The organism is Micromonospora sp. DT63 (assembly GCF_049841615.1).
Taxonomy (GTDB): domain Bacteria; phylum Actinomycetota; class Actinomycetes; order Mycobacteriales; family Micromonosporaceae; genus Micromonospora.
In genome coordinates, this window is the sequence record NZ_JBNCKQ010000006.1 from 4,631 (window position 1) to 27,242 (window position 22,612).

Here is a 22,612-nt window from a genome sequence, read left to right on the forward strand (position 1 = left end):
GGTTCTGGGGTGGGCGGGGGGTGCGGCGTGGGGGGCGACCTTCTTTCTCCCCCCCCGGGGGGGGGGGGGCCCCCCCCCCCCCCCCCCACGCCGTGATGGACCGCGTCCAGACCCGACAGAGGACAGTGACCATGGACGACACCATCCTCGAGATGCGTGGAATCACGAAGACGTTCCCCGGGGTGACCGCGCTGGAGGACGTCAGCCTCGCGGTGCGCCGGGGGGAGATCCACGCCATCTGCGGTGAGAACGGCGCCGGCAAGTCCACCCTGATGAAGGTGCTGTCCGGCGTCCACCCCTCCGGCTCGTACGACGGGGAGATCCTGTTCGACGGCAAGCCGATGCAGTTCCGGGGCATCCGGGACAGCGAGGCCAACGGCATCGTCATCATCCACCAGGAACTCGCCCTGGTGCCCTACCTGTCGATCGCCGAGAATCTCTTCCTCGGCAACGAGCGGCGTGGTCGTGGCGGGCTCATCGACTGGAACAAGGCCAACGCCGAGGCGGCCGAGCTGCTGGCGTCGGTCGGGCTGCACGAGAACCCGGTCACCCCGGTCATCCAGCTCGGCGTCGGCAAGCAGCAGCTGGTGGAGATCGCCAAGGCGCTGTCGAAGAAGGTGCGCCTGCTCATCCTGGACGAGCCGACGGCCGCCCTCAACGACGTCGACTCGGCGCACCTGCTCGGCCTGTTGCGGCAGCTCAAGGAGCAGGGCATCACCTGCATCATGATCTCGCACAAGCTCAACGAGATCACCGCGATCGCCGACTCGACCACGGTCATTCGCGACGGCCGCACGGTGGAGACCCTGGACATGCGCGCTGACGACGTGAGTCAGCAGCGCATCATCCGGGGCATGGTCGGGCGCGACATCGAGAGCTTCTACCCCGATCGCGTCTCATCGCCCGGGGAGGAGGTGCTGCGGATCGAGGACTGGTCGGTGCGGCACCCGACCCAGGAGCGGATGGTCGTCGAGGGCGTCAGCCTGTCGGTGCGCGCCGGTGAGGTCGTCGGCATCGCGGGGCTGATGGGCGCCGGCCGGACGGAGCTGGCGATGAGCGTCTTCGGCCGCTCCTACGGCCGCGACATCCACGGCAAGCTCTTCGTCCGCGGGCGGGAGGTCAACGCCCGTACCGTCGCGGAGGCCATCGACAACGGCATCGCGTACGTCACCGAGGACCGCAAGCGCTACGGCCTCAACCTCATCGACGACGTCCGGCGCAACGTCTCGGCCGCGGCCCTGGACAAGCTGGCCAACCTGGGCTGGGTGAACGGCAACGAGGAGATCAAGGTTGCCGAGGCCAGCCGCAAGGAGATGAACATCCGAACGCCAAGCGTCATGGCGGTGGTCGGCAAGCTCTCCGGAGGCAACCAGCAGAAGGTCGTGCTGTCGAAGTGGCTGTTCACCGACCCGGATGTGCTGATCCTGGACGAGCCCACCCGCGGCATCGACGTCGGCGCCAAGTACGAGATCTACACGATCATCAACCGGTTGGTGGCCGCGGGTAAGGCGGTGATCGTGATCTCGTCCGAGCTGCCGGAGCTGCTCGGCATGTGCGACCGCATCTACACCCTCGCCGCTGGCCGGATCACCGGCGAGAAGCCGGTCGGCGAGGCGACCCAGGAAAGCCTCATGGAGCTGATGACCAAGGACAAGGAGCTCGTCGGATGACCAGCATCAAAACCCCTTCGACGGAGCGCCCGACGCCCCCGGACAGCACACCCGCCGCCGCCCTGCACAGTGGGACGAGCGACCTGCGGGCGCTGGTGTTGAACAACCTTCGGCAGAGCGGGATCTACGTCGCCCTGGTCGTCATCGTCGCGCTCTTCGCGCTCCTGACCGACGGGGTGCTGCTGAGTCCCGGCAACATCACCAACATCGTCCTGCAGTACTCGTACATCCTGGTGCTCGCGATCGGGATGGTCATCCTCATCATCGGCGGGCACATCGACCTGTCGGTGGGCTCGGTGGTCGCGCTGACCGGCGCGGTCTCCGCCGTCCTGGTGATCCAGCAGGGTCACCCCTGGTGGGTGGGCATCGCGGCGGCACTGGCCGTCGGTATCGCGGTCGGCGCCTGGCACGGGTTCTGGGTGGCGTACGCCGGCATCCCGGCCTTCATCGTGACCCTGGCCGGCATGCTGCTCTTCCGGGGTCTCACGCTGCAGGTGCTCGACAACATCTCGCTGTCGCCCTTCCCGGCCGAATACCAGAAGGTCGCGGCGGGCTTCCTCAACGGGCTGCTCGGCGGTCAGGGCTTCGACGCGTTCACGCTGCTCATCGGCGCCCTCGCCGTTGCCGGGTACGCGGTGAGCGGCTTCCGCACCCGCCTGGCGCGCATCCGCTACCAGCAGCCGGTCGAGTCGTTCCCGCTGTTCGTCGCACGGGTCGTCCTGGTGGGCGCGGTCCTGATGTACTTCGCCTGGCAGTTGGCGCACGCCCGAGGACTGCCGATCGTACTGATCATCCTGGCCGTGCTGGTGCTGGTCTACGGCCTGCTCACCCGGCGTACGGTCTTCGGCCGCCAGGTCTACGCGATCGGCGGCAACCTCTCGGCCGCGGCGCTGTCGGGTGTGAAGGTCCGCACCGTCAACTTCTGGATGTTCGTCAACATGGGCTTCCTCGCGGCGGTGGCGGGCGTCATCTACTCGTCGCGGTCCAACGGTGCGCAGCCCGCGGCCGGCAACATGTTCGAGCTGGACGCGATCGCTGCGGCGTTCATCGGTGGCGCGGCCGTCACCGGTGGCGTGGGCACCGTGGTCGGGGCCATGGTCGGTGGTCTGATCATGGCGGTGATGAGCAACGGCATGCAGCTGATGGGCATCGACCAGTCGACGCAGTCGGTGGTGAAGGGGCTCGTCCTGCTCGTCGCCGTCGCGTTCGACGTCTACAACAAGCGTCGCGCCGGCACGGCCCGCTGACGCGACACCGCGTACGTGTGCCCCTGCCCGTCCCACGGGCAGGGGCACACGTCGTTCGGGGCGGGGGCGTTCGGAGCGAGGGCGTTCGGCGGTGCAGGCGTTCGGCGGTGTGGGGTGCCGGCGGTGCCGGCGGTGCCGGCGGTCGGCGGTGCGGGGCGTTTGCGGTGAAGGACGTTCGACGGTGCGGTGCGTTTGAGGTGTGGGGCGTTTGGGGTGTGGGGCGTTCGATCACCGGCCACGTCGACTCCGCGCGGCGGCGCCCACAGAGACCCGCGCCGCGTCGTCGGGGAAGGCTCGCGCCGTTGTCCGTGCCCCCATCCGGAGCCGGCCCCACCCTCCGCAAGCCCTGTAGAGCTGCCCCAGATATGGGGCGGCACCCCCGCGGCGCGCGACAGTGTTCACTGCCGCGCCGGTGACGCCGGCGGCAACGTGCGTGCTGGTGTCGATGTCCGTGCCGGTTGGCAACGGCTGTGCAGGTGCCGATGTCCGTGCCGTTTGGCAAGGGCTGTCGTGTTGACGCCGTCCGTCCTGGTGGCAACGGCCGTGCCGGTCGGCAACGGCTGTCCTGATGATGGCTGTCTTGTGACGACGGCCTTGCTCGTGACAACGGCCGTGCCGGGTGACGATGGCCGCGCGGTCACGCCGCCTTTGGGGAATCCCCGGACGCGCCGTCCTTGCCGGTCCCTGGACGGGCCGCCGTCCTTGCGTGCTCCCCGGACGGCCCGCCGCCCGGGGACGGACGGCGTCGTCGGGTTGTCGGTGCCGCAGATCTTGGACAGTTTCCGTTCTCTCTTAACGGAAACTGTCCAAGATCTGCATTGGCGAGGTGTCTTGATGCGTGTGTGGTCCTTCGCATGCGGCCTGGCGTGCCGCTGGCGAGCGGGAGCGAGGGGAGGGGTCTGTCTTGCTGGCGATTGCGCATGATCCGCTGACTCGACCGGCATGACGACTGTCCCGCCCGGCGGGTAGTGGCCCATATCTGGGGCAGCTCTACAGGGAACCGCACGGAACCCTGGGCCGCCGCCCGCCGCCCGCCGCCCGCCGCCCGCCGCCCGCCGTGCCACCGTCTCGACAGCGCGGCAGGTCGCCGTGCCGTTGTGCCGATCAGCGCCGCAGGCCGCGGCGCCGAGTTGCTGCCGTGCTGCCGGGCCGCCGTGGTGCCGCGCTGCCGTGCTGCCGGACCGTCCAGCGCCGCCGTGCCGCCGGGCGACCGTGCTGCCGTGCCGCCGGCCCGCCGGCCCGCCGTGCCGAGTTGCCGCTTGTGGCAGTGCCGCGCAGTGCCGCAGAGTGCCGCGCAGTGCTGCGGGCATCGCGTGGGGGAGGTGCGGGTGTTGCGAGTGCCGCACTGTCACGCGTCGCTGCGCGGGGTGATCCCGCCGCACCGCTGCCGGTGCGGCGGGATCACTCGGTCAGTGGCAGGTGCCCGTGCCGCTGTCGTTGTAGGTCTGACCGGCGACCGGCACGAACTGCCAGTCGTAGCTGCCGGAGTGCAGGGTGAACTTCAGGACCCCGAACGCCGAGCTGTTGCGGGCCTCGCTGTTGGGCTGGATGGTGCCGAAGCCGTAGTGGTCGGCGCCGCCCATCCCGGCCACGAAGCTGCGCATCCCTCGGCTGGCGTCGTAGCCACCGGACGGGTTCATCGGGCCGAACCGCTCGTACACGTGGTTGTGCCCCCAGACCACGACGTCGGCGTTGTAGTCGTAGAGCGCCTGGTACAGCGGGCGCGTCGAGGTCGACGGCGCGTGGTTGGAGCTGGACGTGAACAGCGGGTGGTGCCAGTACGCCAACGTGCACGGCTTGCTGCTGGCCGCCAGGTCGGCGCGCAGCCACTGCTCTTGCGTCGACCCGGCCGACATGCTGATGTTCGAGTTCAGCGACACGATGTGCCAGTTGCCGAGGTCGAAGGAGTAGTACCCGCGGCCGCTCGGGCCGGCGGACGTGCCGAAGTAGTTGTAGTAGCCGGTCGCGCCGGACGTGTTGTAGTCGTGGTTGCCCGGTGACGGGCGGGTGCGCGCCTTGTGCCGGCCCCAGGTGGGCTCGTAGTAGCTGGCGAACTGGGACGCGGTGCCACTGTCGTAGACGTTGTCGCCGGTCGTGAAGACGGTGCCGGAGATGCCGTCGAGCAGCGCCGCCGTGGCGGTGTCACCGGAGCCGGAGGTGGCGATGTCACCGGCCCCGACGAGGACCGGATCGCCCGACGGAGGTGTCGTGGTGCCGGTCGTGACCACCAGCTGCGGGGCGTCGCCTCCACTCTCGCGCGTGTCGTAGTAGGCGCCGTCGCCGCTGGTCGAGGTCGCGCCGAAGCTGAAGGTGCCGTTGCCGGTGACCGCGGAGGTGACGTCGACCTCGTACCAGGTGTTGCCGGCGACCGCGCCGAGCGAGGAGAGGGTGGCGCCGTCGATCGTCGGCTGGTTGCTCCAGGTCGTGCCGGTCTCCGACCAGGTGGTGTTGGACATCGTCCGGAACGTGCCGCCGGCGTCGCTACCGCTGTTGCCGCTGATCGTGCGCAGCCGCAGCTTGGCGCTGGTCACCGTGCCGCTGACACCGCTCACCGTGAAGCGCAGGAACATCCGCCGAGCGGGTGAGTTGTCGACCACGACCTGCGTGGACGTGCCGTAGTTGGTGGACGCCGTGTCGCTCTGGACGTAGGTGTCGGCGACCGGCGTGAACGTCACGCTCGCCGCGGAGGCCGTGCCCGAGCCGGTCAGGACGACGGCGGCGGTGGCGGCGACGAGCACCGCGACCGTCCCGATCGTGACCGGTGGGCGGGCGATTCGAATGTCCATCCAGGACCCCTTCGTTGCGGGTGGAAAGCGCAAGGAATGTAGGAAGGTCGATGAACCGGCGGACTGCCGCCAGGTGAACAGTACGCTCAGGCAGCGAAACACCTCGATGTTTGTCCGATGTTCACCCGCCGCATGCCTGTCCGCCCCTCGCGGTCCCTTGTGACGCCCCCGATCGGATCGTCACGATGGCTGACCGTCGCCCACGATCAGAGGAGATGCGCGTGTACCTGTCGTCCGTCTCCCGGCCGGTCAGCGACCCGCCCGACGCCGGGCCACGACGCCGCCGGCTCGCGCTGGTCAGCGGCAACGTGGTCGCGCTCGGCACGGTCAGCCTGATCACCGACATCTCGGCCGAGATGGTGGCCGCCGTCCTCCCGCTCTACCTGGTGCTGGGCCTGCAACTCAGCCCGGTGGCCTTCGGCGTGCTCGACGGGGTCCACACGGGCGCCACCGCGCTGCTGCGGGTCGTCGGCGGCTTTGTCGCCGACCGGTTCCGACGGCGCAAACTGGTCGCCGGCGTCGGCTACGCGCTCTCCGCCGTCGCCAAGCTCGGCCTGCTGCTCGCCGGCCGGTCGGTGCCGGCGATCGGCGCCGTCATCACCGTCGACCGGCTCGGCAAGGGTGTGCGCAGCGCGCCCCGCGACGCGCTCATCACGCTCTCCACCCCGCCCGAGGCCCTGGGCCGTGCGTTCGGGGTGCACCGGGCGATGGACAGCGTCGGGGCGTTCCTCGGGCCGCTCGCCGCGTTCGCCGTCCTGCTGGTCGTCGGGCAGTCGTACGACGCGGTCTTCGTCACCAGCTTCTGCGTCGCCGCCCTGGCCGTCGTCGTACTCGTGCTGTTCGTCCGGGAGCGACCGACCGGCACGGCGGCCGACGGGCCGGACGAACCCCGGGTCTCGGTCCGCGAGGCGTTCGGCCTGCTGCGCAGCCGGCCCACCCGTCGGCTGCTGCTGGCCGCGACGATGCTCGGCCTGGCCACCATCGGCGACGGCTTCGTCTACCTGGTGCTCCAGCGCCGGGAGGACCTTGGTCTGCGGTGGTTCCCGCTGCTGGCCGTGGGCACCAGCCTGGCCTACCTGGTGCTCGCCGCGCCGCTCGGTGTGCTCGCCGACCGGATCGGGCGGCTGCCGGTGGTGGTGGGCGGCTACGTGGCCCTCGGCGCGACCTACCTGCTGCTGTCCGGGCCGGCGCACGGCTGGCCGGCGCTCGCGCTGACACTCGCGCTGTACGGCGCGTTCTACGCGGCCACCGACGGCGTGCTCATCGCGCTCGCCGGGCCGGTGCTTCCACCACGGCTGCGGACCACCGGGATCGCCCTGGTCCAGACCGGGCAGGCGCTGGCGTACCTCGTCTCGTCGGTCCTGTTCGGGCTGGCCTGGCAGGCGTGGGGGCCGCAGACGGCGGTTCGGGTGGCGGCGGTGGCAGTCGTCGGCGTCCTGGTCGGCACCGTCCTTCTGCTGGCCTCCCCGTTCCGCCCCGCTCCTCGGAAGGTGTCCCCATGAGCGCGATGTCGACCCGGGCCAAGCTCGGGGTGGTGGCCGCCAGCGCGGTCCTGTTGGCCAGCGTGGCGGCCGGCTACGCCGCCATCGCCGCCGAGCCGGCCCGGACCCCACCGCCGGCCGCCGCCGGGGACCAGGCGGTCACCCTCGCGCCGGGCCCGCGCCTCTTGGCCATCACCGACCGGTACGTCTCCAGCGTCGCGACCGCCGATCCCGCCGGGCCGCGTACCGTCTCGGGTCTGGAATGCCTGCGGGTGTACGCGGCCGCCGGCACCGGCGTCTGCCTGCGGCCGGAGACCGCGTGGTCGTACCAGGTCGTGGTGCTCGACGCGGCGCTGCGCCAGAAGCGGACGCTCAGCGTGCCCGGCCTGCCCAACCGGGCCCGGGTCTCGGCCTCCGGCCGGATGGTCTCCTGGACGACGTTCGTCGGGGGCGACTCCTACACGGCGAGTGGCTTCTCCACCCGCACCGGCATCCTCGACACCGTCACCGGCGCCACCGTGACGTCGCTGGAGGAGTTCGCGATCACGCGGGACGGCCGCGGCTACCGCAGCCCCGACGTCAACTACTGGGGTGTCACCTTCACCGCCGACGACAATCACTTCTACGCGACGATGGCCACCGGCGGTAAGCGGTATCTCGTGCGCGGCGACGTGGCCGCCCGGACCGTCGAGACGATGCGGACGAACGTGGAGTGTCCGTCGCTGTCGCCCGACGGCACCCGGATCGCCTTCAAGGAGGCGATCGACGCCGACCCGACGAAGGGCTGGCGGCTGTCCGTCCTCGACCTGGCGTCCGGACGGGTCACCGCGACGGCGGAGACCACAAGCGTCGACGATCAGGCGGCCTGGCTCGACGACGCCACGGTGGCCTACACACTGCGCCAGAGCGACGGTCGTCCCGACGTGTTCAGCGTCCCGGCCGACGGTTCCGGTACGCCGAGGCTGCTCATCCCCGGCGCCGAGTCGCCGTCGCCGCTGACCTGACGGTCCGGCCGCGAACCTCGGGCGGCCAGGACACCTGACCGCCATGCCGCGGTAAACGTCCCGTCACGTCGGCTTCCACGCCGCAGCCTTCGCCATTCATCGACGGCCCCGAGGGTATTGACCATGACAGGGCTGAGCCGTCGCATCTTCGTCCTCAGTGGACTCGCAGTCGCCGGCGTCGCGGTGACACCCGGGCAGGGTGCCCGCGCCGCGGTGCCGTACCCCTTCAAACTCGGTGTGGCGTCAGGTGATCCGGCCCCCGACAGCGTGGTCCTGTGGACCCGGCTGGCATCCTCGCCGCTCAACGCCGACGGGCAGGGCGGCATGGCCAACGCCGACGTGACTGTCGAGTGGCAGGTGTCCACGACGGACCGCTTCTCGTCACTTGTCGCGTCCGGCTCGGTGGTCGCCCGCTACGCCGACGCCCACTCGGTGCACGTCGTCGCGGGCAGCCTCGCCGCCGACTCCGACTACTACTACCGGTTCCGGGCCCAGGGGCAGATCTCCCCGGTGGGACGTACGCGGACGGCACCGGCCCCGGGCACCTTCGGCCGCGACCTGGTCCTGGCGTTCGCGTCCTGCGCCCACTACGAGGCCGGCTACTACACCGCCTACCGGCGGATGGCCGAGGAGAACCCGGGTCTGATCCTGCACCTCGGCGACTACATCTACGAGGGCGGCGTCAACACCGCAGCGGTACGCCAGCACGTCGGCGCGGAGATCGTGTCGCTGGCTGACTACCGCCGCCGGTACGCCCTCTACAAGTCCGACCCGGACCTGCAGGCGGCGCACGCTGCCGCGCCCTGGCTCGTCGTGCCGGACGACCACGAGGTGGAGAACAACTACGCGAACATGGTCCGCGCCGACAGCAGCCCGACGCTGACCGAGGCCCAGTGGACCGCCCGGCGCACCGCCGCGTACCGGGCCTACTACGAGAACATGCCGCTGCGGCCGGCCTCCGCGCCGAGCGGCAACAGCATCCCGCTCTACCGACGGGTCCGCTGGGGGCAGCTCGCCACCTTCCACATGCTCGACACCCGGCAGTTCCGCGACGACCAGGCCTGCGGTGACGGCTGGAAGGTCTGTGCGGACGCCGACCTGACCTCCCGGTCGCTGACCGGCGCGACCCAGGAAGCGTGGCTGCTCGACGGGCTGGCCCAGCACTACGGCACCTGGGACATCCTCGGCCAGCAGGTGTTCTTCGCCCGCCAGTTCGAGGCGAGCGGGGCCGCGAGCATGGACGCCTGGGACGGTTACCGGGCCTCCCGCAGCCGCATCCAGACCGGTTGGCAGCAGCGTGGGGTGCGCAACCCGCTCGTGCTCACGGGGGACGTGCACAGGTCCTGGGCCAACGAGCTGAAGGCCGACTACGCCAACCCGTCGTCGGCCACGATCGGCACCGAACTGGTCTGCACGTCGATCACCTCGACCGGCAACGGCACCGGCAGCACGACCATCCCGAACGCGGCGACCAACCCGCACCTGAAGTTCTACTCCGACCGGCGCGGCTACGTCCGTACCACGATCGGACGCAGTCAGGTCCGCGCGGACTTCCGGGCGGTCAACACGGTGACCGAGCACGACGCGCCGGCGTCGACGGTGCGCTCGTTCGTCATCCTCGACGGCCAGCCCGGCCTGCAGGCCGGGTAGAAGGAGCACCCCATGACCGCACTCACGACCCTGCTCGCCGCGTCCCTGCTGGCCCCGACCGTCGTGGCGCCCGCCCCGACCGCGATGACCGCAGAGGCGATCACCTGGACCACCGCCAACAGCGTGGCAAGCGGCGACCAGGACCTGCCCGCCATCGCCATGAACCGCAACGGTCAGGTCGCTGTCGCCTGGGAGGACGACCGGGACAGCACCGCCCCCGAGGACGACACCCACAGCGAGATCTACGTGCGCCTGTTCCGCGACGGCACACCCGGCTACGAGCTGAAGCTCTCCGCCGGCGGCACCAGCGGGGCCGCCTGGCGGCACATCAGCCCGGACGTCGGCATCGACGACCGGGGCAACGCCGTGGTCGTCTGGGCCGCCGACGGCGACGGCAACGGCGTCTACAACATCCAGTACCGGGTGGTGTCACCGGCCGGCGCGATCCTCGGGTCGGGGCAGGCCAACGCCAGCGACGCCGGGCAGCAGATCTGGCCGAAGGTGGCCCTCGACCCCGATGGCGCCCCCACCACCGGAGGCGTCGGCTTCACGGTCGTCTGGGAGGACGTGCAGGGCACCGCTGGAGCCACCGTCAAGGCCGCCGGTTTCACCGCCGCCACCACCAGGGCGTACGAGGTGACGGCCTCGCAGACGACCGGCACACACCACCGCCCCGACGTGGCGGTGTCCGCCTCCGGCGAGGCGCTTGTGGTCTGGGACGAGGACGCCGACGCCAACGGCTCGTACAACATCGGGTTGACCCGGCTGGCCCGGTCGAACGGCGCTGTGGTGCTGTCCCGGCGCACGGCAAACGCGCAGAGCGGCGGGCAGCAGCAGCGGGCGTCGGTAGCGGCGACGTTCGCCGGTGACTTCACCGTCGGCTGGGAGTCGGACCACACCGGCACCCGGGGCGTGTGGGCGCGCTCGTTCACCGCTGCCGGCACCGCCCGCCACGGCGAGGTCCAGGTGTCCACCGGGACCGGGGCCGTCGCGCCGGGCGTCGGCATCGACGACGAGGACAACGTCGTGGTGGGCTGGACGGTGTCCGGCGCCAACCCGGACGTCTGGGCGCGCGGCCTCAACCCCGACGGCACATCCGCGAGTCGGCTGCCGGCGCAGGCGCTGAGCCAGACCACGACGGGCCGGCAGGAACACCTGGCCGTCGCGGCATCCCCGTGGGGCGAGGTGAGTCTCTGTTACACCGACGACAACGACGGCAACGGCTTCGACCAGGTGCTCCTCGGTCTCGGGGCGACGAACTCGACCTGGCTGATGACCGCCGACGAACTGCGCCAGCGCAAGGCGCGGGCCGCCGCCCGGGTGAACTGAGCCGGACCCGGTCCGTTCAGAGGGCCTGGTCGGGCTTGCCGCCGGCGCTGGCCGCCCCGTCGTCTCCGCCGGGGGACGACGGGGCGGCCACCGCGCGCAGAGTGATCGACTGATCGGTCTGGTCGACCTCGAACAACGTCCCGGCCGGGAAGGCCGCCCAGGTCTCGGGCGGCAACTGGATCGTGCCGTCACCTGCCACCACTGCGAAGTCACGGCCGTCACGCCCCTCGGCGCCGACCCGGCCGTCGCGGATGGTGACCGCTCGGCCCAGCCGGGCACCCACCTCGCCGTCATGGGTCACCACCACCACTGTGGTGCCCCGCTCGGCGTTGACCGTGGCCAGCGCCGCGAGCACGTCGTCGCGACCGGCCACGTCGAGCTGACTCGTCGGCTCGTCGACCAGGAGCAGGCCGGGCCCGGCGGCGAGCCCCTGCGCCAGAGCGGCCCGCTGGCGCTGCCCCGGGGTCAGGTCGCTCACCCGCCGCGCGCCGGCGCCGGCGAGACCGACCAGCTCCAGGATCGCCTCCGGCGGGTCGAGTCGGCGTCTGCTGAGGCGTGCCACGGGTCGCTGCGCCAACCAGATGTTGCGGGACAGCGACAGGTAGGGCAGCAGGTTGCGTTCGGCGCCCTGGAGCACAGTGCCGACAGTGGCCCCGCGCAGGGCGGCCAGGCCCCTGGCCGAGAGTCGGGACAGCTACTACCTGCAGTTGGTGAACGGGATCACCGGCATCGGCTCGGGCACGGTGACCACCAGCGCGAGCACCCTGAACGTGCGCTCCGGCCCGGGCGCCAGCTATCCGGTCGTCGGCTCGGTCGCCGACGGCGCCACCGTGTCCGTCTACTGCCAGGCCGTCGGCAGCACGGTCACCGGCCCGTACGGCACCACCTCCGTCTGGGACCGGATCGGCACCAACCGCTACGTGTCCGACGCGTACCTGCTCACCGGCTACGACGGGTACATCCCGAACGTGCCGCGTTGTTGAGGTAGCGGCGTCGTCGCTCAGGAGGTGGTCGGTGCGCCGAAGAGCAGGTCCAGGTGGGCGTCCAGAGCGTCCAGGGCCTGCTCGGCGGTGTACTGGCCACCGAGCAGGTACACGCCCAGCCCCTCCATCAGCGCCAGCAGGCCGGCCGCCGCGGCCGCGTCGTTGCTGGGCAGGACGCTGGCGATGAACGCGGCGAGCTGCGCGGTGTCCGCGCGGAGGCTGGCCGCGGCCAACGGTCGCACCGCCGTGTACGCGAGGAACGCGAGCGCCACCCGACCGTCGTCGCGGGTGTGCTCGTCGAGCGGCAGGAGCGCGGCGATCATCGTGCGCAGCAGCAGCCGGGGGGACGGGTTCTCGCCCAGGCCCGCCACCGCCTCGGTGACCCGGACCTGACTGCGCTCGCGGACCACGCTCAACGCGAACGTCATCATCTCGTCCTTGGTGCGGAAGTAGTGCTGCACCATCCCGGCGGAGACGCCCGCCTCGGTGGCCACGTGGCGCAGGCTGACCGCCTCCAGGCCCTGATCGGCGGCGACCCGCATCAACGCGTCCGCGATGAGGGTGCGTCGCTGCTGGTGATCGACCTTCCTGGGCATGACCTCGATCGTTTCACAGTGGGTCGTTGGCACACCCCGACGACGCTAGTGGCGGGCGGTGTCGCCCGCGGGTGTGCCCCGGGCGCTGCGCAGCAGTCCGTCGGGGTCGTCGGCGTACAGCCGTAGCTCGTCCATCGGCGCCGACCGGCCCGTGGGCAGGTCGAACGTCGTCGGCCGGCGTAGCAGGACGTCGATGCTCGTCTGGCTGCCGACCGAGAGGTGCAGGACGCGGCGGTCACCCTCCTGCTCGATCTGGACGGACCTGCTGGACGGCAGTGAGCGGTGGCGCTTGCGCAGCGCCTCGACGTCCGTCCAGGGGATCCAGATGTCGATGCCCGAGTTGACCCGCACCCGCAGACCGGTGTCACCCACGACGTGGGGATGGATGGTCATGCCGGCCCAGAGGCCGAGCATCCAGAGCACGCCCCAGACGCCCAGGCCGAGCACGATCCAGCGGGCCGGCCGCCACGGCACCACGTGGGTGACGATCAGGTCGAAGATCGGGATCTCGACCACCGACAGGGCGATGAAGATGCCGAGGATCGGCTTGACCACGACGAGGTAGCCGAACGGCTCGTCGCCGGGCCCCAACGGCAGTGGACGGCGCCGTGCCCACAGGTAGAGGCTGCGCCACATCGCGGCCTCGGCCACGGCCGCCCGGCGCACCAGCGGTCCCACTCTCGCGCTGGTCGGCGTCCTGGTGTCGGTCATGGTCGCCTCCCGCAATGGTTCCAATGCAAGTGCATTGCAAAGACGATAACGCTTTTACGATTCGACTGCAACGCGAAGCGGGGCCACCCATGGCCGGAGCGTTGCCGGCGTCTGCCATGCTCGGGCCGGTGACGACCGGCCGCCCCACTCCAGCCCGCAGCCACCGCCGCACCCGCCGACGGGTGATCCCCGTGCTTCTCGCGCTCGTCGTCGTGGCTGCCGTGGCCGGCGTCGCCGTGGTGGTCGTGCCGCTGCTGCGCCCGGCCGGTCCCCGCCCGCTCTTTCAGATGCCGGTCGCCTGCGGCGAGACGTGGCAGCTCAGCACCTACCCCGGGCACGACGACTTCGACGTCGACCTGTTCCCCACCGAGGGCGAGGCGTGGGGGCGTCCGGTGCTCGCGTCCTACGGCGGCACGGTCACCGTGGCGGGCATCAACGGTTCGCTGGGTGGGCGTACGCCGGAGAATCCGCAAGGCCCGCGCGGTCGCGGTGGTGGCTACTGGGTGAAGATCGATCACGGCGGCAAGTGGGAGACGCAGTACCTGCACATGCTCGAACCGCCACTGGTCAAGGTCGGGCAGAAGGTCGCCCAGGGTGAGCAGATCGGACGGCTCGGCAGTACGGGGGACTCCGGCGCTCCGCACCTGCACTACGAGCAGCGACGCGGCTGGGACAAGGTCGAGACCCACTTCGGCGGCACGCCGTCGGGCATCACCACGGACGAACGCGAACAGATACTCCGGCGGGTGAGCGACAACTGCCCGACCGTCTCCTGAGGAGCGCGGTTTACCGGGCACGGCTCGGGGCACTGATCCTGGTGACAGTTCAGACGCAGGGGAGGAGTTGGCGATGGCCAAGGGTGACGTCGACACGTACCAGGAAGACGGGCAGTGGAAGAACCGTCCGGAGGGTAACGACCGGGCCAGCAGCACGCACGACTCCAAGGCCGACGCGCAGGCGCAGGGGCGCGACATGGCAGCCGACCGGGGCGTCGAGCATGTGATCAAGAAGCAGGACGGCACGATCGGTGAGAAGAACACGTACCCGCGCAGCCGCGACCCGCGGGAGATCCCGGGCTGACCGCCGCACCGCCTGCGGACCGACCTCTTCGGCATGACCGAGGAGGTCGGTCCGTCTGTGCGCGCGTCCACTCCAGCTTTATCGCCGTCCACCGAGGGTGGGGGATTTGGAGGGATATAGTCCACTTCGGGGCTGAAGTGAAAGCTGGGAGTGGACATGACGTTTCGGGGTCGGCGGCGTCGTCCCGTGAGCGCTGCGGCTCTGGTGGTCGCCGTCACCGCGGGAACCCTCGCGCTCGCACCGCCTTCCGCGTGGGCGGTCGGGTCGGTCCTGTTCGACCAACCGTTCCACAACAACACCGCGAACGGCATCGGCCCCGTGACGGTGCCGGGCGTCCCCACCCCCACCGCGACCAACACCGCCTGCCTGAGCGCGGCCGGCAACTCGACAAACGGCCCCCTGCTGAGCTGCACCACGTCCACCGACCCGCAGGGCGCGGGCAAGCTGCGCCTCACCCCGGCCACGGCCACCCGCCAGGGCGGGGTGTTCGGCGCGGTGAGCGTGCCCACCTCGCAGGGCCTGCACGTCTCGTTCAACACCTACCAGTACGGCGGCTCCAGCCCGGGAGCGGACGGCATGGCGTTCGCGCTGGCCGCCGTCGATCCGGCCAACCCGCTGTCCCCGGCGGTCATCGGCCAGCCGGGCGGATCCCTCGGCTACTCGGCGGCGTTCAACGGCGCCTCGGTGGGTCTGTCCAACGGCTACCTGGGCGTCGGGCTGGACGTCTTCGGCAACTTCAGCAACAGCCTCTACCAGGGCTCCGGCTGCACGAATCCGCCGTACATCTCCACCACCAACAATCGGGTGCCCGGCCAGGTCGTGATCCGCGGACCGGGCCGTAACGGTGTCGGCTACTGCGCCATCAACAGCACCGCCACCACCACCTCGTCGCCCCCGCTGACACTGCGTGCCACCACCCGCGCCGCCTCGGTGGTGCCGGTCGAGGTGGTCGCCAACACGACCTCGTCCCCGTACACGACCGACACCGGGATCACCGTGCCGGCCGGTGAGTACCGGGTGCGGTTCACGCCGGTCGGAGGATCGGCGCGGACGCTGGCCGGGAGCCTCCCGGTCGTGTCGCCGAGCCTGTACCCGTCGCCGACCTGGCTCAACGCCAGCGGCTTCCCCCGGCAACTCGCCTTCGGCTGGGTGGGTTCGACCGGCTCGGTCACCGACTTCCACGAGCTCGACAACGCCCGCGCGGTCACCTTCAACCCGGTGCCGGACCTGAACGTGTCGCAGACCAGCGCGGTCGGCCCGAGCCCGCAGCCCGGCGATCCCGTCACCTACTCGATCACCGCTGGGGTCGACGCCGGGGCCACCGAGACGGCGCCGATCTCGGTCACCCAGACCGTGCCCACAGGTGTCGTGCCGCGCGGGGCGTTCGGCTCCGGCTGGGTCTGCGGCGCACCATCCGGGCAGACGATCAGCTGCACCAACAGCAACGGCCCGTTCCCCGGCGGGACCTCGCTGCCGCCGATCACAGTTGTCGCGACCGTGACCGGAACCGGGGTGACGCCGGCGCTGATCCAGACCGCCACGGTGGCGACCTCGTCCTCGATCGACGCCAACCCGGGCTACTCCTCCGCCACCACGCCCGTGGCGCCGGCCACGGCACCGAGCGGCGTGACCGTCACCCCGGCGCAGAGCTCGATCGCCGGGGGCATCGCGGTCATCGTCGGCGGCAGCGGCCTCACCGCAGCGACCGCGATCACCATCGGCACGGCCGCCGAACAGCAGGCCGGTACGGCGGTGCTGCTGCTGCCGTGCACGTCCGGCCCGGCCGCCGGCTGCTTCACAGTGAACTCCGACGGCACACTCGGCATCTCCTCCATGCCCGCCCGCTCCAGCGCCGCCACGGTCACCGTCAGCGTCGTCACCCGCGGCTCGGCGGGATCGGCCAGCTACGTCTACGCGTCCGCACCCGGCACGCCCGCCACGCCCACGGCGGTCGCGGGCATCACCAGCGCCACCGTCAGCTGGACCGCGCCGGCGAGCAACGGAAGCCCGATCACGACCTACCTGATCACCCCGATCCGGGACGGCGTCACCCAGCCGACCCTCACCTTCGACGCCGCCACCACCAGCCGCACCCTGACCGGGCTGACCGCCGGCTCCTCGTACGCCTTTCGCGTGGCGGCGGTGAACGCGTACGGCACCGGCGCGGCCAGTCCGGCCTCGGCGGCGGTCGTCCCGTACACCCTGCCGGGCGCACCGACGATCACCTCGGTCACCGCGGGGACCACCGCAGCCACGCTGAGCTGGACGACCCCGGCCAACGGCGGTTCGCCGATCACCGGTTACACGGTCACGCCGTACCTCAACGGTGTGGCGCAGACGCCGCAGACCTTCACCGGGACCGCCACGACCCAGACCGTCACCGGACTGACCGGCGGCGCGACGTACACCTTCCGGGTGGCCGCGATCAACGCGGCGGGCACCGGCGGGCAGTCGGCAGCGTCCGCGGCGGTGACGGTCAACCCGCCGCCGACGCTGACCTTCGCGCCGCCGCCACCCGGAAAGGCGTACGTGCCGTACCAGTACCAGCTCACCGTGGCCGGCGGAACGAGCCCCTTCGTCTGGTCGGTGAGCGCCGGGAGCCTGCCCGCCGGGCTGACCCTCGACCCGTTCAGCGGTCTGCTCTCCGGCACGCCCACCGCGTCCGGGACGTTCCCGTTCACGGTGCGGGTGACCGACTCGGACAACCAGTCCGCCACCCGACCTGTCGACCTGGTCATCAACCCGCTCGGCGGGCTCTCCATCAGCGTCCCGGCGATCTCCCCGCTCGGCACCGTCACCTCGGACGCGACAGGCGTCTCGGGCCAGCTCGGCCCGGTGACCGTGACCGACGACCGCGGTCCCTTCTCCGGACGGTGGGTAAGCGTCGTCTCGACCACGAACTTCACCACGGGGTCCGGCTCGGGTGGCGAGACCATCCCGAACAGCAGCGTCACGTACGCCTCCGGTGCGGCCCTCGCCACCACCGGCGACGGAACCTTCCTCCCGCAGCCCGGCGCGGTGCTGGACACCCCGCGTACGGCCGCCGGGTGGTCCGGCCGAAGCGGCGACCCGAACTCCGCCACCTGGAACCCGACGCTGCTGGTTGCGCTCCCGCCCGGGCTGGTGGTCGGCGACTACACGGCGGTCGTGACGCACTCGGTCATCTAGCACCGGGCGCCGCCGCCACCAGGGGCCAGCGACCGGCGCAACGACGCTGCCCGGCCGCTTCCTCCAGAGGGAAGGGCCGGGCAGTCGCCGGAGGGTGGGGACCTCAGGCCAGGCGGGTCCGTTGCCGGCGCACGAGATACCAACCACCGACGGTGATCAGCACCAGCAGTGCGATCCCGCCGCCCGCGTACGGCAGCAGGCCGGGCCCCGCGGACGTCGAGACGGCCATCGGCGCCGCGACGGGCAGGACGATCGTCCCGGTCGCGGTGCGTTCCACAGTGCCGCTGGCGAGCTGTGCCCGCACGTCCCAGGTCCCCGCGGGGAGGTCCTGATTCACGTCGATCCGGACCTGGCCGGTCTCGCCGGGCAGGATCGTCACGCCGTTGGTCACCTTGAACGGCCCGGCCCGGACCGCCGCCTTGCTCAGCGTCAGGGTCCCGGTCATGTCCAGGGCGCGGCGACCGGTGTTGGTGACCTGCGCGGTGACCACCGGAAACTTCCCGATACCGGGCTCCGCGGCGAGCGCGCCGATGCGGAAGTCCGTCGGCGGCTCACCGCCCGGGCCGATGTCGAGGTAGACCCGGATGCCCACCCGGTGGATCTGGGTGACATTGCCGGTGCGTTCCTTCGCGCTGGTGACCTGCGCCCAGATCGCGGCGTACCGTTCGCCCTCGGACGCCTTCCTCGGCACGGCGATCTCGACCCCGACCGGCCGGCGTTCGCCCGGGTCCAGCTCCATCCTGGCGGTTTCCAGTCGGACCCAGCCACTGAGCTCGTTGCCCGTGCGGCCGTCGGGCACGGTGAAGGCGTTGTTCTCGATCGACGCCCCGCCGGAGTAGAACTCGATCTTCTGCGTCTCGTCCGAGGTGTTCTGCACCTCGACCCGGCGTTCGATGGTCGTCCCCGGCTTCAGGTGGTCCACGATGTAGACCTGTGCGCGGGGGTCCTGCGCCCGACTCGCGGGAATGTCCAGCATGCGAATGCTGATCGCGGCGTCGTCGGCGGGATCCTGTCGGTGCTCCCGCACGGCAGCGGCTGGCGCCGCCGGAACCCCGAGCGCCACGAGGGCGACCGAGGCCAGCAGCGCCAGCCGGCCGAGCGGCTCAGAACACCGAATGTGTCACCGTCCCGGTGTAGACACCCTGGACGGTGCCGACCGGTACGTTCACCACCAGCGTCGGGTTCCAGGTGGCGAAGTTGTTGCCCGTGCCGCCGGTGTGGGTCATCGCCGTCCGCGGGACGTTGATGATCACCTGCTGGGCCGAGGTTGGCTGACCGGGCGTGAAGGTGCCGCCGCCGGCCGTGGCCGTTGCGGGGCCCGACCAGTACTGGACGTTGATGTTCGGGATCGTCTCTCCCGAGGTGCCGCCACCGGTGACGAAGTCGGTGGAGATGACGGTGGCGGTCCAGTTGGGGGTGAGCGACCCCCGCTGGTCCAGCACCGTGACCGGCCCGAGCTGACCGGAGACGCTCGAGCCTTCCACGCCGTGCCCGATGTTCGCCGTCGCGGGCACCGTGATCGAGAGGCCGCCGGCGGCGTCGACGGTGAGGGTGACGACCGTTTCGCCGGTCGTGTCGGCGGCGGCCGGCGCTGCGAGAGCGAAGGCGGCGGCAATGCCGGCCACGCCCGCCAGAAGTTTCCTGCGCATCAAGTCTCCTTCGTCCTGAATCGCCCATGGGATGCGGTTCAGAGCGTATCTACGCAAAAACCCCGAAAACCGGCAAAAGCCTCAACATCACCCGGGCCACGCCTGTGACCTGGCCTTTTGTCGCGGTCAGGCCGGCACCACGTACGGGAACGTGTCGGCGCGGGCGGCCTTCGTGACCTCGGGCGTGAGGCCCGAGGTGGTGCCGGTGTTGAGGACCAGGGAGAACATCACCTCGGGCGCGTTGTCGGCCATGGTGCGGCCGTTGTGGACCGCGAAGCCGTAGTTCGCTGCCGTGCCGACCGTGTACGACAGCACATCGGGGTAGAGCACCCGGGCGACGCTCCAGCCGTACGCCTGCGGGTCCGGCGCGGTGCCGTTCGCCGCGACGACCCCGGCGACGGCCTTGGCGATCTCCTCCCCGTCCTCGGACAGGTCCTGGCTGGGGTGCCGGAAGTTCGCCGGGTCGGAGAAGTCGGTGTCGTGGGGCCAGAAGACGGGCCACATCATGGGGTGGCCCGCACGGTTGATCTGCCGCCACCCGCCCGCGTCGGTGGCCAGCAGGGTCCGGCACCAGACGCCGATCTCGGTGCCCTCGCGCAGCAGCGGCTCGTCGTGCGAGACCTCCAGGACTATCGACTCGACGGTGGTGCCGGCGAAGCTGTTCTTGGCCTGGTCCGCCCGCCACGCCGAGCGATCCACCCGTGCGCCGTTCTTGACCGCGCCGTTGACCGTGGCGAGCTCGTCGAGGTCGATGTAGAACGGGTCGGTGATCCGGCCCGCCCAGATCCGGACGCGCTGCCCGGTCGTCACCTCGCCGGTCCTGCCCTGGGCGATGGGGGTTCCCATGGCGGCGTCGTCGCGGGCGTCCGCGCCGGTGAGTTCGTACAGCTCCAGGGTCTGCGTGGCGTTGCCGTCCGGCTCGCCGAAGGCGAATCGGTAGGTCAGCTCCTCCAGGTCCGAGCCGTTGAAGTGAATCTTGAACTCGTAGCGGGCCTCGGCGTGGAAGCCGCGCTTGATGTCGGCCTTGGTCACCGAGCTGTTGACGTCCATGACGAACACCGTGGCGCGGTCGCCGTTGAAGACGTACAGGTCGTCGATGTAGAGCTGGCCGCCCTGGGCGGCGAGGGGGGTGTCAAGGTGGTGCGACATGGGCTCACTCCCGTAACGGCTATATTCGGATTAAAACGAACATAGCGGTCGGGATGCGCCTGCCCGGTCCATCGACCGAACTAGGCCGGGCCGGTGGACGGTGCTGTCGCGCGCGGCGGTGGGCCGTCCGGAGCGGTTCCCGGACGACCCACCGCTCGTGCCGGCCTCGTCAGAAACGGGACCACTTCTGGTTGGCCGCGCCGAGGCAGTCCCACAGGTGCAGCTTGCCGCCGTTGTTGGGGTTGGCCTCCCGCACGTCCACGCACTTGTTGGCGCTGAGGTTGACCAGGTCGCCCGCGCCGTTGAGCGTGAAGCGCTGGGCCGGATTGCCGTTGCAGCTGACCAGGTTGACCTCGGTGCCGTTGGCGGTGCCGGCCCAGGCCGGGTCCATGCACTTGCCCATCGCGCGAACGGTGCCGTCGGAGGCGAACGTCCACGCCTGCGCCGCGGTCGTGTTGCAGTCCCAGATCTGCAGCTTGGCGCCGTCGACCGGGTTGGCGCTCGGGATGTCGATGCAGCGCCCGCTCTGCGCCCCCCTGATCCGGGTGGTGCCGGGCGCCGGGTCGCCGCCGCCGGAGGTGTAGCTCGACACCCGGACGTAGTCGACAAGCATCTGCTGCGGGAACTGCGTGGAGCCGTCCGGGTAGCCGGGCCAGTTACCGCCGACCGCCACGTTGAGGATCATGAAGAACGGGTGGTCGAACACCCACCGGTTCCCGCCGAGCCGGGCGGGATCGACCCGGTGGTACTGCACCCCGTCCAGGTACCAGGTGATCGCGTTCGGCTCCCAGTCCACCCGGTAGTCGTGGAAGCCGTCGGCGAGCGGGCTGCCGATCGTCCGGCTGCCGGTGATGCCGCCGCTGCCGGAGTAGCCGGGCCCGTGCACCGTGCCGTAGACGGTGTTCGGCTCCCGGCCGATGTTCTCCATGACGTCGATCTCGCCGGCGTCGGGCCATCCGCCGCCGGTGCCGAGCATCCAGAACGCCGGCCAGATGCCCTGGCCGCGCGGAATCTTGATGCGGGCCTCGAAGCGGCCGTACGTCTGGGTGAAGGTCGCCGCGCTCAGCAGTCGGGCCGAGGTGTACTCGCAGCGACCGTAGTGGCACTGGTAGTTGGCCGGGTTCTCCCGGCGGGCGGTGATGACGAGGTTGCCCTGGCCGTCGTGCACCGCGTTGCTGGTGCTGTTGGTGTAGTACTGCCGCTCGTTGTTGCCCCAGCCGCCACCGCCGATGTCGAAGCGCCATCTGCTCTGGTCGACAGGTGTGCCGGCGGGGGCGTTGAACTCGTCCTGCCAGGTGATCGGGCCGATGGCGGCCTCGGCCCGGTCGGACTGCCCCGGGAGGGTGAGGGAGGCGAGGGTGGTGACGAGGGCGACCGCCGCGAGGGCGAGGGGCCGCAGGCGGGGTGCGGGACGGGCTGTGAACACGGGAGGCTCCTCGGTTCAGGTGGCGGAGGGGGCGGCGCCGGAGAGACAGAGAGCGCTCTCTATGACGAAGCATGTCGATTTAACGGGTTACTGTCAAGAGTGTTTCCAATGTGACGGCGGGTCCGTTACCCGGCGGATCGCACCCCTCGATAGCTGTCGAATCGAACCTTCCTATTGCCGTGGAGCGTCCACGCGGGACAGGATGACGAGGTCCGCAGGAAACCTCCCCGTAACCTGCGTGCTGCTGGTCTCTGTCACAAGGAAGTGGGAGTCAGTCATGAGCGACGCGTCGACGGCGCTGGGTGTGCGCCTCTACCCGGACCTGGTCGAGCGGGGTGGCCTCGCCCCCGCGCTCATCGAGACCGCTGCCCGCCACCAGCTCGACATCGGGCGGGTGACCGCCCCCGAGCAGGGGCGGGCCCAATTCACCTGCGCGGAGCTGCACTCCGATCAGGGCGTGGTCTGCATCGGGCTGGGTTCGCAGGCCCGATACTTCATGATCGACGTCCGGTCCGCGGGTGAGGTGCTCGCGCGCGGTGACTGCATGGACCTTCTCCAGGTCGCCCAGGTGGCCTCGGCCTGGCGGGCCGGGCTGACGCTTGCCGAGCTGACCGCCCGCTTCGCGTTCATGGAGGAGATCAAGCACCGTCCGGCGTCGGTGTCGCAGGCCGTCTGACCCCGGG

19 protein-coding genes are annotated in these 22,612 nt (G+C 70.9%); 11 read left to right on the plus strand and 8 right to left on the minus strand.

Annotated elements, in window-relative coordinates; all coding sequences use genetic code 11:
- Positions 1 to 131 precede the first annotated feature (131 nt).
- Together mmsA and mmsB are read left to right on the plus strand one after the other, a co-directional pair.
- Entirely contained in the window at positions 132 to 1,670 is a 1,539-nt protein-coding gene (mmsA, locus tag ACLQ27_RS21585; protein ID WP_357495254.1) for a multiple monosaccharide ABC transporter ATP-binding protein, read from the plus strand.
- On the plus strand, positions 1,667 to 2,917 hold the full coding sequence (gene mmsB / locus ACLQ27_RS21590; protein ID WP_234582840.1) for a multiple monosaccharide ABC transporter permease: 1,251 nt from the start codon (positions 1,667 to 1,669) through the stop codon (positions 2,915 to 2,917). The genes mmsA and mmsB overlap by 4 nt, the downstream gene beginning before the upstream one ends.
- A gap of 1,409 nt (positions 2,918 to 4,326) precedes the next feature.
- On the opposite strand, the gene ACLQ27_RS21595 is transcribed toward mmsB, so the two are convergent.
- Complete coding sequence (locus tag ACLQ27_RS21595; RefSeq protein ID WP_425868340.1) at positions 4,327 to 5,703, minus strand: DUF7594 domain-containing protein; 1,377 nt, start codon at positions 5,701 to 5,703, stop codon at positions 4,327 to 4,329.
- A gap of 215 nt (positions 5,704 to 5,918) precedes the next feature.
- Here ACLQ27_RS21595 and ACLQ27_RS21600 point away from each other — a divergent pair, with 215 nt between their 5' ends.
- The 4 genes from ACLQ27_RS21600 to ACLQ27_RS21615 all read left to right on the plus strand — a co-directional run bounded on the left by ACLQ27_RS21600 (position 5,919) and on the right by ACLQ27_RS21615 (position 11,167).
- Positions 5,919 to 7,205 carry an MFS transporter gene (locus ACLQ27_RS21600; RefSeq protein WP_357495248.1) on the plus strand — a complete coding sequence of 429 codons (1,287 nt, stop codon included), beginning with the start codon at positions 5,919 to 5,921 and terminating at the stop codon, positions 7,203 to 7,205.
- Complete coding sequence (locus tag ACLQ27_RS21605) at positions 7,202 to 8,188, plus strand: TolB family protein (RefSeq protein ID WP_425868341.1); 987 nt, start codon at positions 7,202 to 7,204, stop codon at positions 8,186 to 8,188. Before ACLQ27_RS21600 ends, ACLQ27_RS21605 begins: the two co-directional genes overlap by 4 nt.
- A 123-nt stretch (positions 8,189 to 8,311) precedes the next feature.
- Entirely contained in the window at positions 8,312 to 9,838 is a 1,527-nt protein-coding gene (locus ACLQ27_RS21610; RefSeq protein ID WP_425868343.1) for an alkaline phosphatase D family protein, read from the plus strand.
- Between the two features lie 12 nt (positions 9,839 to 9,850).
- Positions 9,851 to 11,167, plus strand: coding sequence for a hypothetical protein (locus ACLQ27_RS21615; RefSeq protein WP_425868345.1), 1,317 nt, complete (start codon positions 9,851 to 9,853; stop codon positions 11,165 to 11,167).
- A 16-nt stretch (positions 11,168 to 11,183) separates the two neighbouring features.
- Here the strand turns inward: ACLQ27_RS21615 and ACLQ27_RS21620 are convergent, their stop codons facing one another.
- The gene (locus ACLQ27_RS21620) at positions 11,184 to 11,804 is read right to left on the minus strand and encodes an ATP-binding cassette domain-containing protein (RefSeq protein ID WP_357495240.1); all 621 of its coding nucleotides are present in this window, start codon (positions 11,802 to 11,804) and stop codon (positions 11,184 to 11,186) included.
- Positions 11,805 to 11,814: 10 nt separating this feature from the next.
- Between ACLQ27_RS21620 and ACLQ27_RS21625 the strand changes: the two genes are divergently transcribed.
- Entirely contained in the window at positions 11,815 to 12,150 is a 336-nt protein-coding gene (locus ACLQ27_RS21625; RefSeq protein WP_357495238.1) for an SH3 domain-containing protein, read from the plus strand.
- Positions 12,151 to 12,167: 17 nt separating this feature from the next.
- On the opposite strand, the gene ACLQ27_RS21630 is transcribed toward ACLQ27_RS21625, so the two are convergent.
- Both ACLQ27_RS21630 and ACLQ27_RS21635 read right to left on the minus strand, forming a co-directional pair.
- On the minus strand, positions 12,168 to 12,746 hold the full coding sequence (locus tag ACLQ27_RS21630; RefSeq protein WP_357495236.1) for a TetR/AcrR family transcriptional regulator: 579 nt from the start codon (positions 12,744 to 12,746) through the stop codon (positions 12,168 to 12,170).
- A gap of 45 nt (positions 12,747 to 12,791) precedes the next feature.
- Positions 12,792 to 13,457, minus strand: a complete 666-nt coding sequence (locus ACLQ27_RS21635; RefSeq protein ID WP_357495234.1) for a hypothetical protein — start codon at positions 13,455 to 13,457, stop codon at positions 12,792 to 12,794.
- An 89-nt stretch (positions 13,458 to 13,546) separates the two neighbouring features.
- Between ACLQ27_RS21635 and ACLQ27_RS21640 the strand changes: the two genes are divergently transcribed.
- The 3 genes from ACLQ27_RS21640 to ACLQ27_RS21650 all read left to right on the plus strand — a co-directional run bounded on the left by ACLQ27_RS21640 (position 13,547) and on the right by ACLQ27_RS21650 (position 17,705).
- A complete protein-coding gene (locus tag ACLQ27_RS21640; protein WP_425868348.1) occupies positions 13,547 to 14,233 on the plus strand; it encodes a M23 family metallopeptidase in 687 nt (228 codons plus the stop codon).
- Positions 14,234 to 14,306: 73 nt separating this feature from the next.
- Entirely contained in the window at positions 14,307 to 14,537 is a 231-nt protein-coding gene (locus ACLQ27_RS21645; protein ID WP_357495232.1) for a DUF2188 domain-containing protein, read from the plus strand.
- Positions 14,538 to 14,723: 186 nt separating this feature from the next.
- Positions 14,724 to 17,705 carry a fibronectin type III domain-containing protein gene (locus tag ACLQ27_RS21650; RefSeq protein WP_425868350.1) on the plus strand — a complete coding sequence of 994 codons (2,982 nt, stop codon included), beginning with the start codon at positions 14,724 to 14,726 and terminating at the stop codon, positions 17,703 to 17,705.
- A gap of 103 nt (positions 17,706 to 17,808) precedes the next feature.
- On the opposite strand, the gene ACLQ27_RS21655 is transcribed toward ACLQ27_RS21650, so the two are convergent.
- From ACLQ27_RS21655 to ACLQ27_RS21670, 4 genes are all read right to left on the minus strand, one after another.
- A complete protein-coding gene (locus tag ACLQ27_RS21655; RefSeq protein ID WP_357495228.1) occupies positions 17,809 to 18,681 on the minus strand; it encodes a hypothetical protein in 873 nt (290 codons plus the stop codon).
- A gap of 127 nt (positions 18,682 to 18,808) precedes the next feature.
- Positions 18,809 to 19,354, minus strand: coding sequence for a hypothetical protein (locus ACLQ27_RS21660; protein ID WP_425868352.1), 546 nt, complete (start codon positions 19,352 to 19,354; stop codon positions 18,809 to 18,811).
- A gap of 126 nt (positions 19,355 to 19,480) precedes the next feature.
- On the minus strand, positions 19,481 to 20,503 hold the full coding sequence (locus ACLQ27_RS21665; protein WP_425868354.1) for a DUF4331 family protein: 1,023 nt from the start codon (positions 20,501 to 20,503) through the stop codon (positions 19,481 to 19,483).
- Between the two features lie 169 nt (positions 20,504 to 20,672).
- Complete coding sequence (locus ACLQ27_RS21670; RefSeq protein WP_357495222.1) at positions 20,673 to 21,929, minus strand: family 16 glycosylhydrolase; 1,257 nt, start codon at positions 21,927 to 21,929, stop codon at positions 20,673 to 20,675.
- A 277-nt stretch (positions 21,930 to 22,206) separates the two neighbouring features.
- On the opposite strand from ACLQ27_RS21670, the gene ACLQ27_RS21675 reads away from it, so the two are divergent.
- Positions 22,207 to 22,605 (plus strand): hypothetical protein, encoded by a 399-nt coding sequence (locus ACLQ27_RS21675; RefSeq protein WP_425868356.1) that lies wholly within the window; start codon positions 22,207 to 22,209, stop codon positions 22,603 to 22,605.
- Positions 22,606 to 22,612 lie beyond the last annotated feature (7 nt).

Coding starts and splice junctions, on each gene's coding strand:
- ACLQ27_RS21660 (WP_425868352.1), bottom strand. CDS start 19,354: ATGCGCAGGAAACTTCTGGCGGGCGTGGCCGGCATTGCCGCCGCCTTC.
- ACLQ27_RS21630 (WP_357495236.1), bottom strand. CDS start 12,746: ATGCCCAGGAAGGTCGATCACCAGCAGCGACGCACCCTCATCGCGGAC.
- ACLQ27_RS21635 (WP_357495234.1), bottom strand. CDS start 13,457: ATGACCGACACCAGGACGCCGACCAGCGCGAGAGTGGGACCGCTGGTG.
- mmsB (WP_234582840.1), top strand. CDS start 1,667: ATGACCAGCATCAAAACCCCTTCGACGGAGCGCCCGACGCCCCCGGAC.
- ACLQ27_RS21605 (WP_425868341.1), top strand. CDS start 7,202: ATGAGCGCGATGTCGACCCGGGCCAAGCTCGGGGTGGTGGCCGCCAGC.
- ACLQ27_RS21595 (WP_425868340.1), bottom strand. CDS start 5,703: ATGGACATTCGAATCGCCCGCCCACCGGTCACGATCGGGACGGTCGCG.
- ACLQ27_RS21675 (WP_425868356.1), top strand. CDS start 22,207: ATGAGCGACGCGTCGACGGCGCTGGGTGTGCGCCTCTACCCGGACCTG.
- ACLQ27_RS21665 (WP_425868354.1), bottom strand. CDS start 20,503: ATGTCGCACCACCTTGACACCCCCCTCGCCGCCCAGGGCGGCCAGCTC.
- ACLQ27_RS21640 (WP_425868348.1), top strand. CDS start 13,547: ATGGCCGGAGCGTTGCCGGCGTCTGCCATGCTCGGGCCGGTGACGACC.
- ACLQ27_RS21655 (WP_357495228.1), bottom strand. CDS start 18,681: ATGCTGGACATTCCCGCGAGTCGGGCGCAGGACCCCCGCGCACAGGTC.
- ACLQ27_RS21610 (WP_425868343.1), top strand. CDS start 8,312: ATGACAGGGCTGAGCCGTCGCATCTTCGTCCTCAGTGGACTCGCAGTC.
- ACLQ27_RS21645 (WP_357495232.1), top strand. CDS start 14,307: ATGGCCAAGGGTGACGTCGACACGTACCAGGAAGACGGGCAGTGGAAG.
- ACLQ27_RS21600 (WP_357495248.1), top strand. CDS start 5,919: ATGCGCGTGTACCTGTCGTCCGTCTCCCGGCCGGTCAGCGACCCGCCC.
- ACLQ27_RS21615 (WP_425868345.1), top strand. CDS start 9,851: ATGACCGCACTCACGACCCTGCTCGCCGCGTCCCTGCTGGCCCCGACC.
- mmsA (WP_357495254.1), top strand. CDS start 132: ATGGACGACACCATCCTCGAGATGCGTGGAATCACGAAGACGTTCCCC.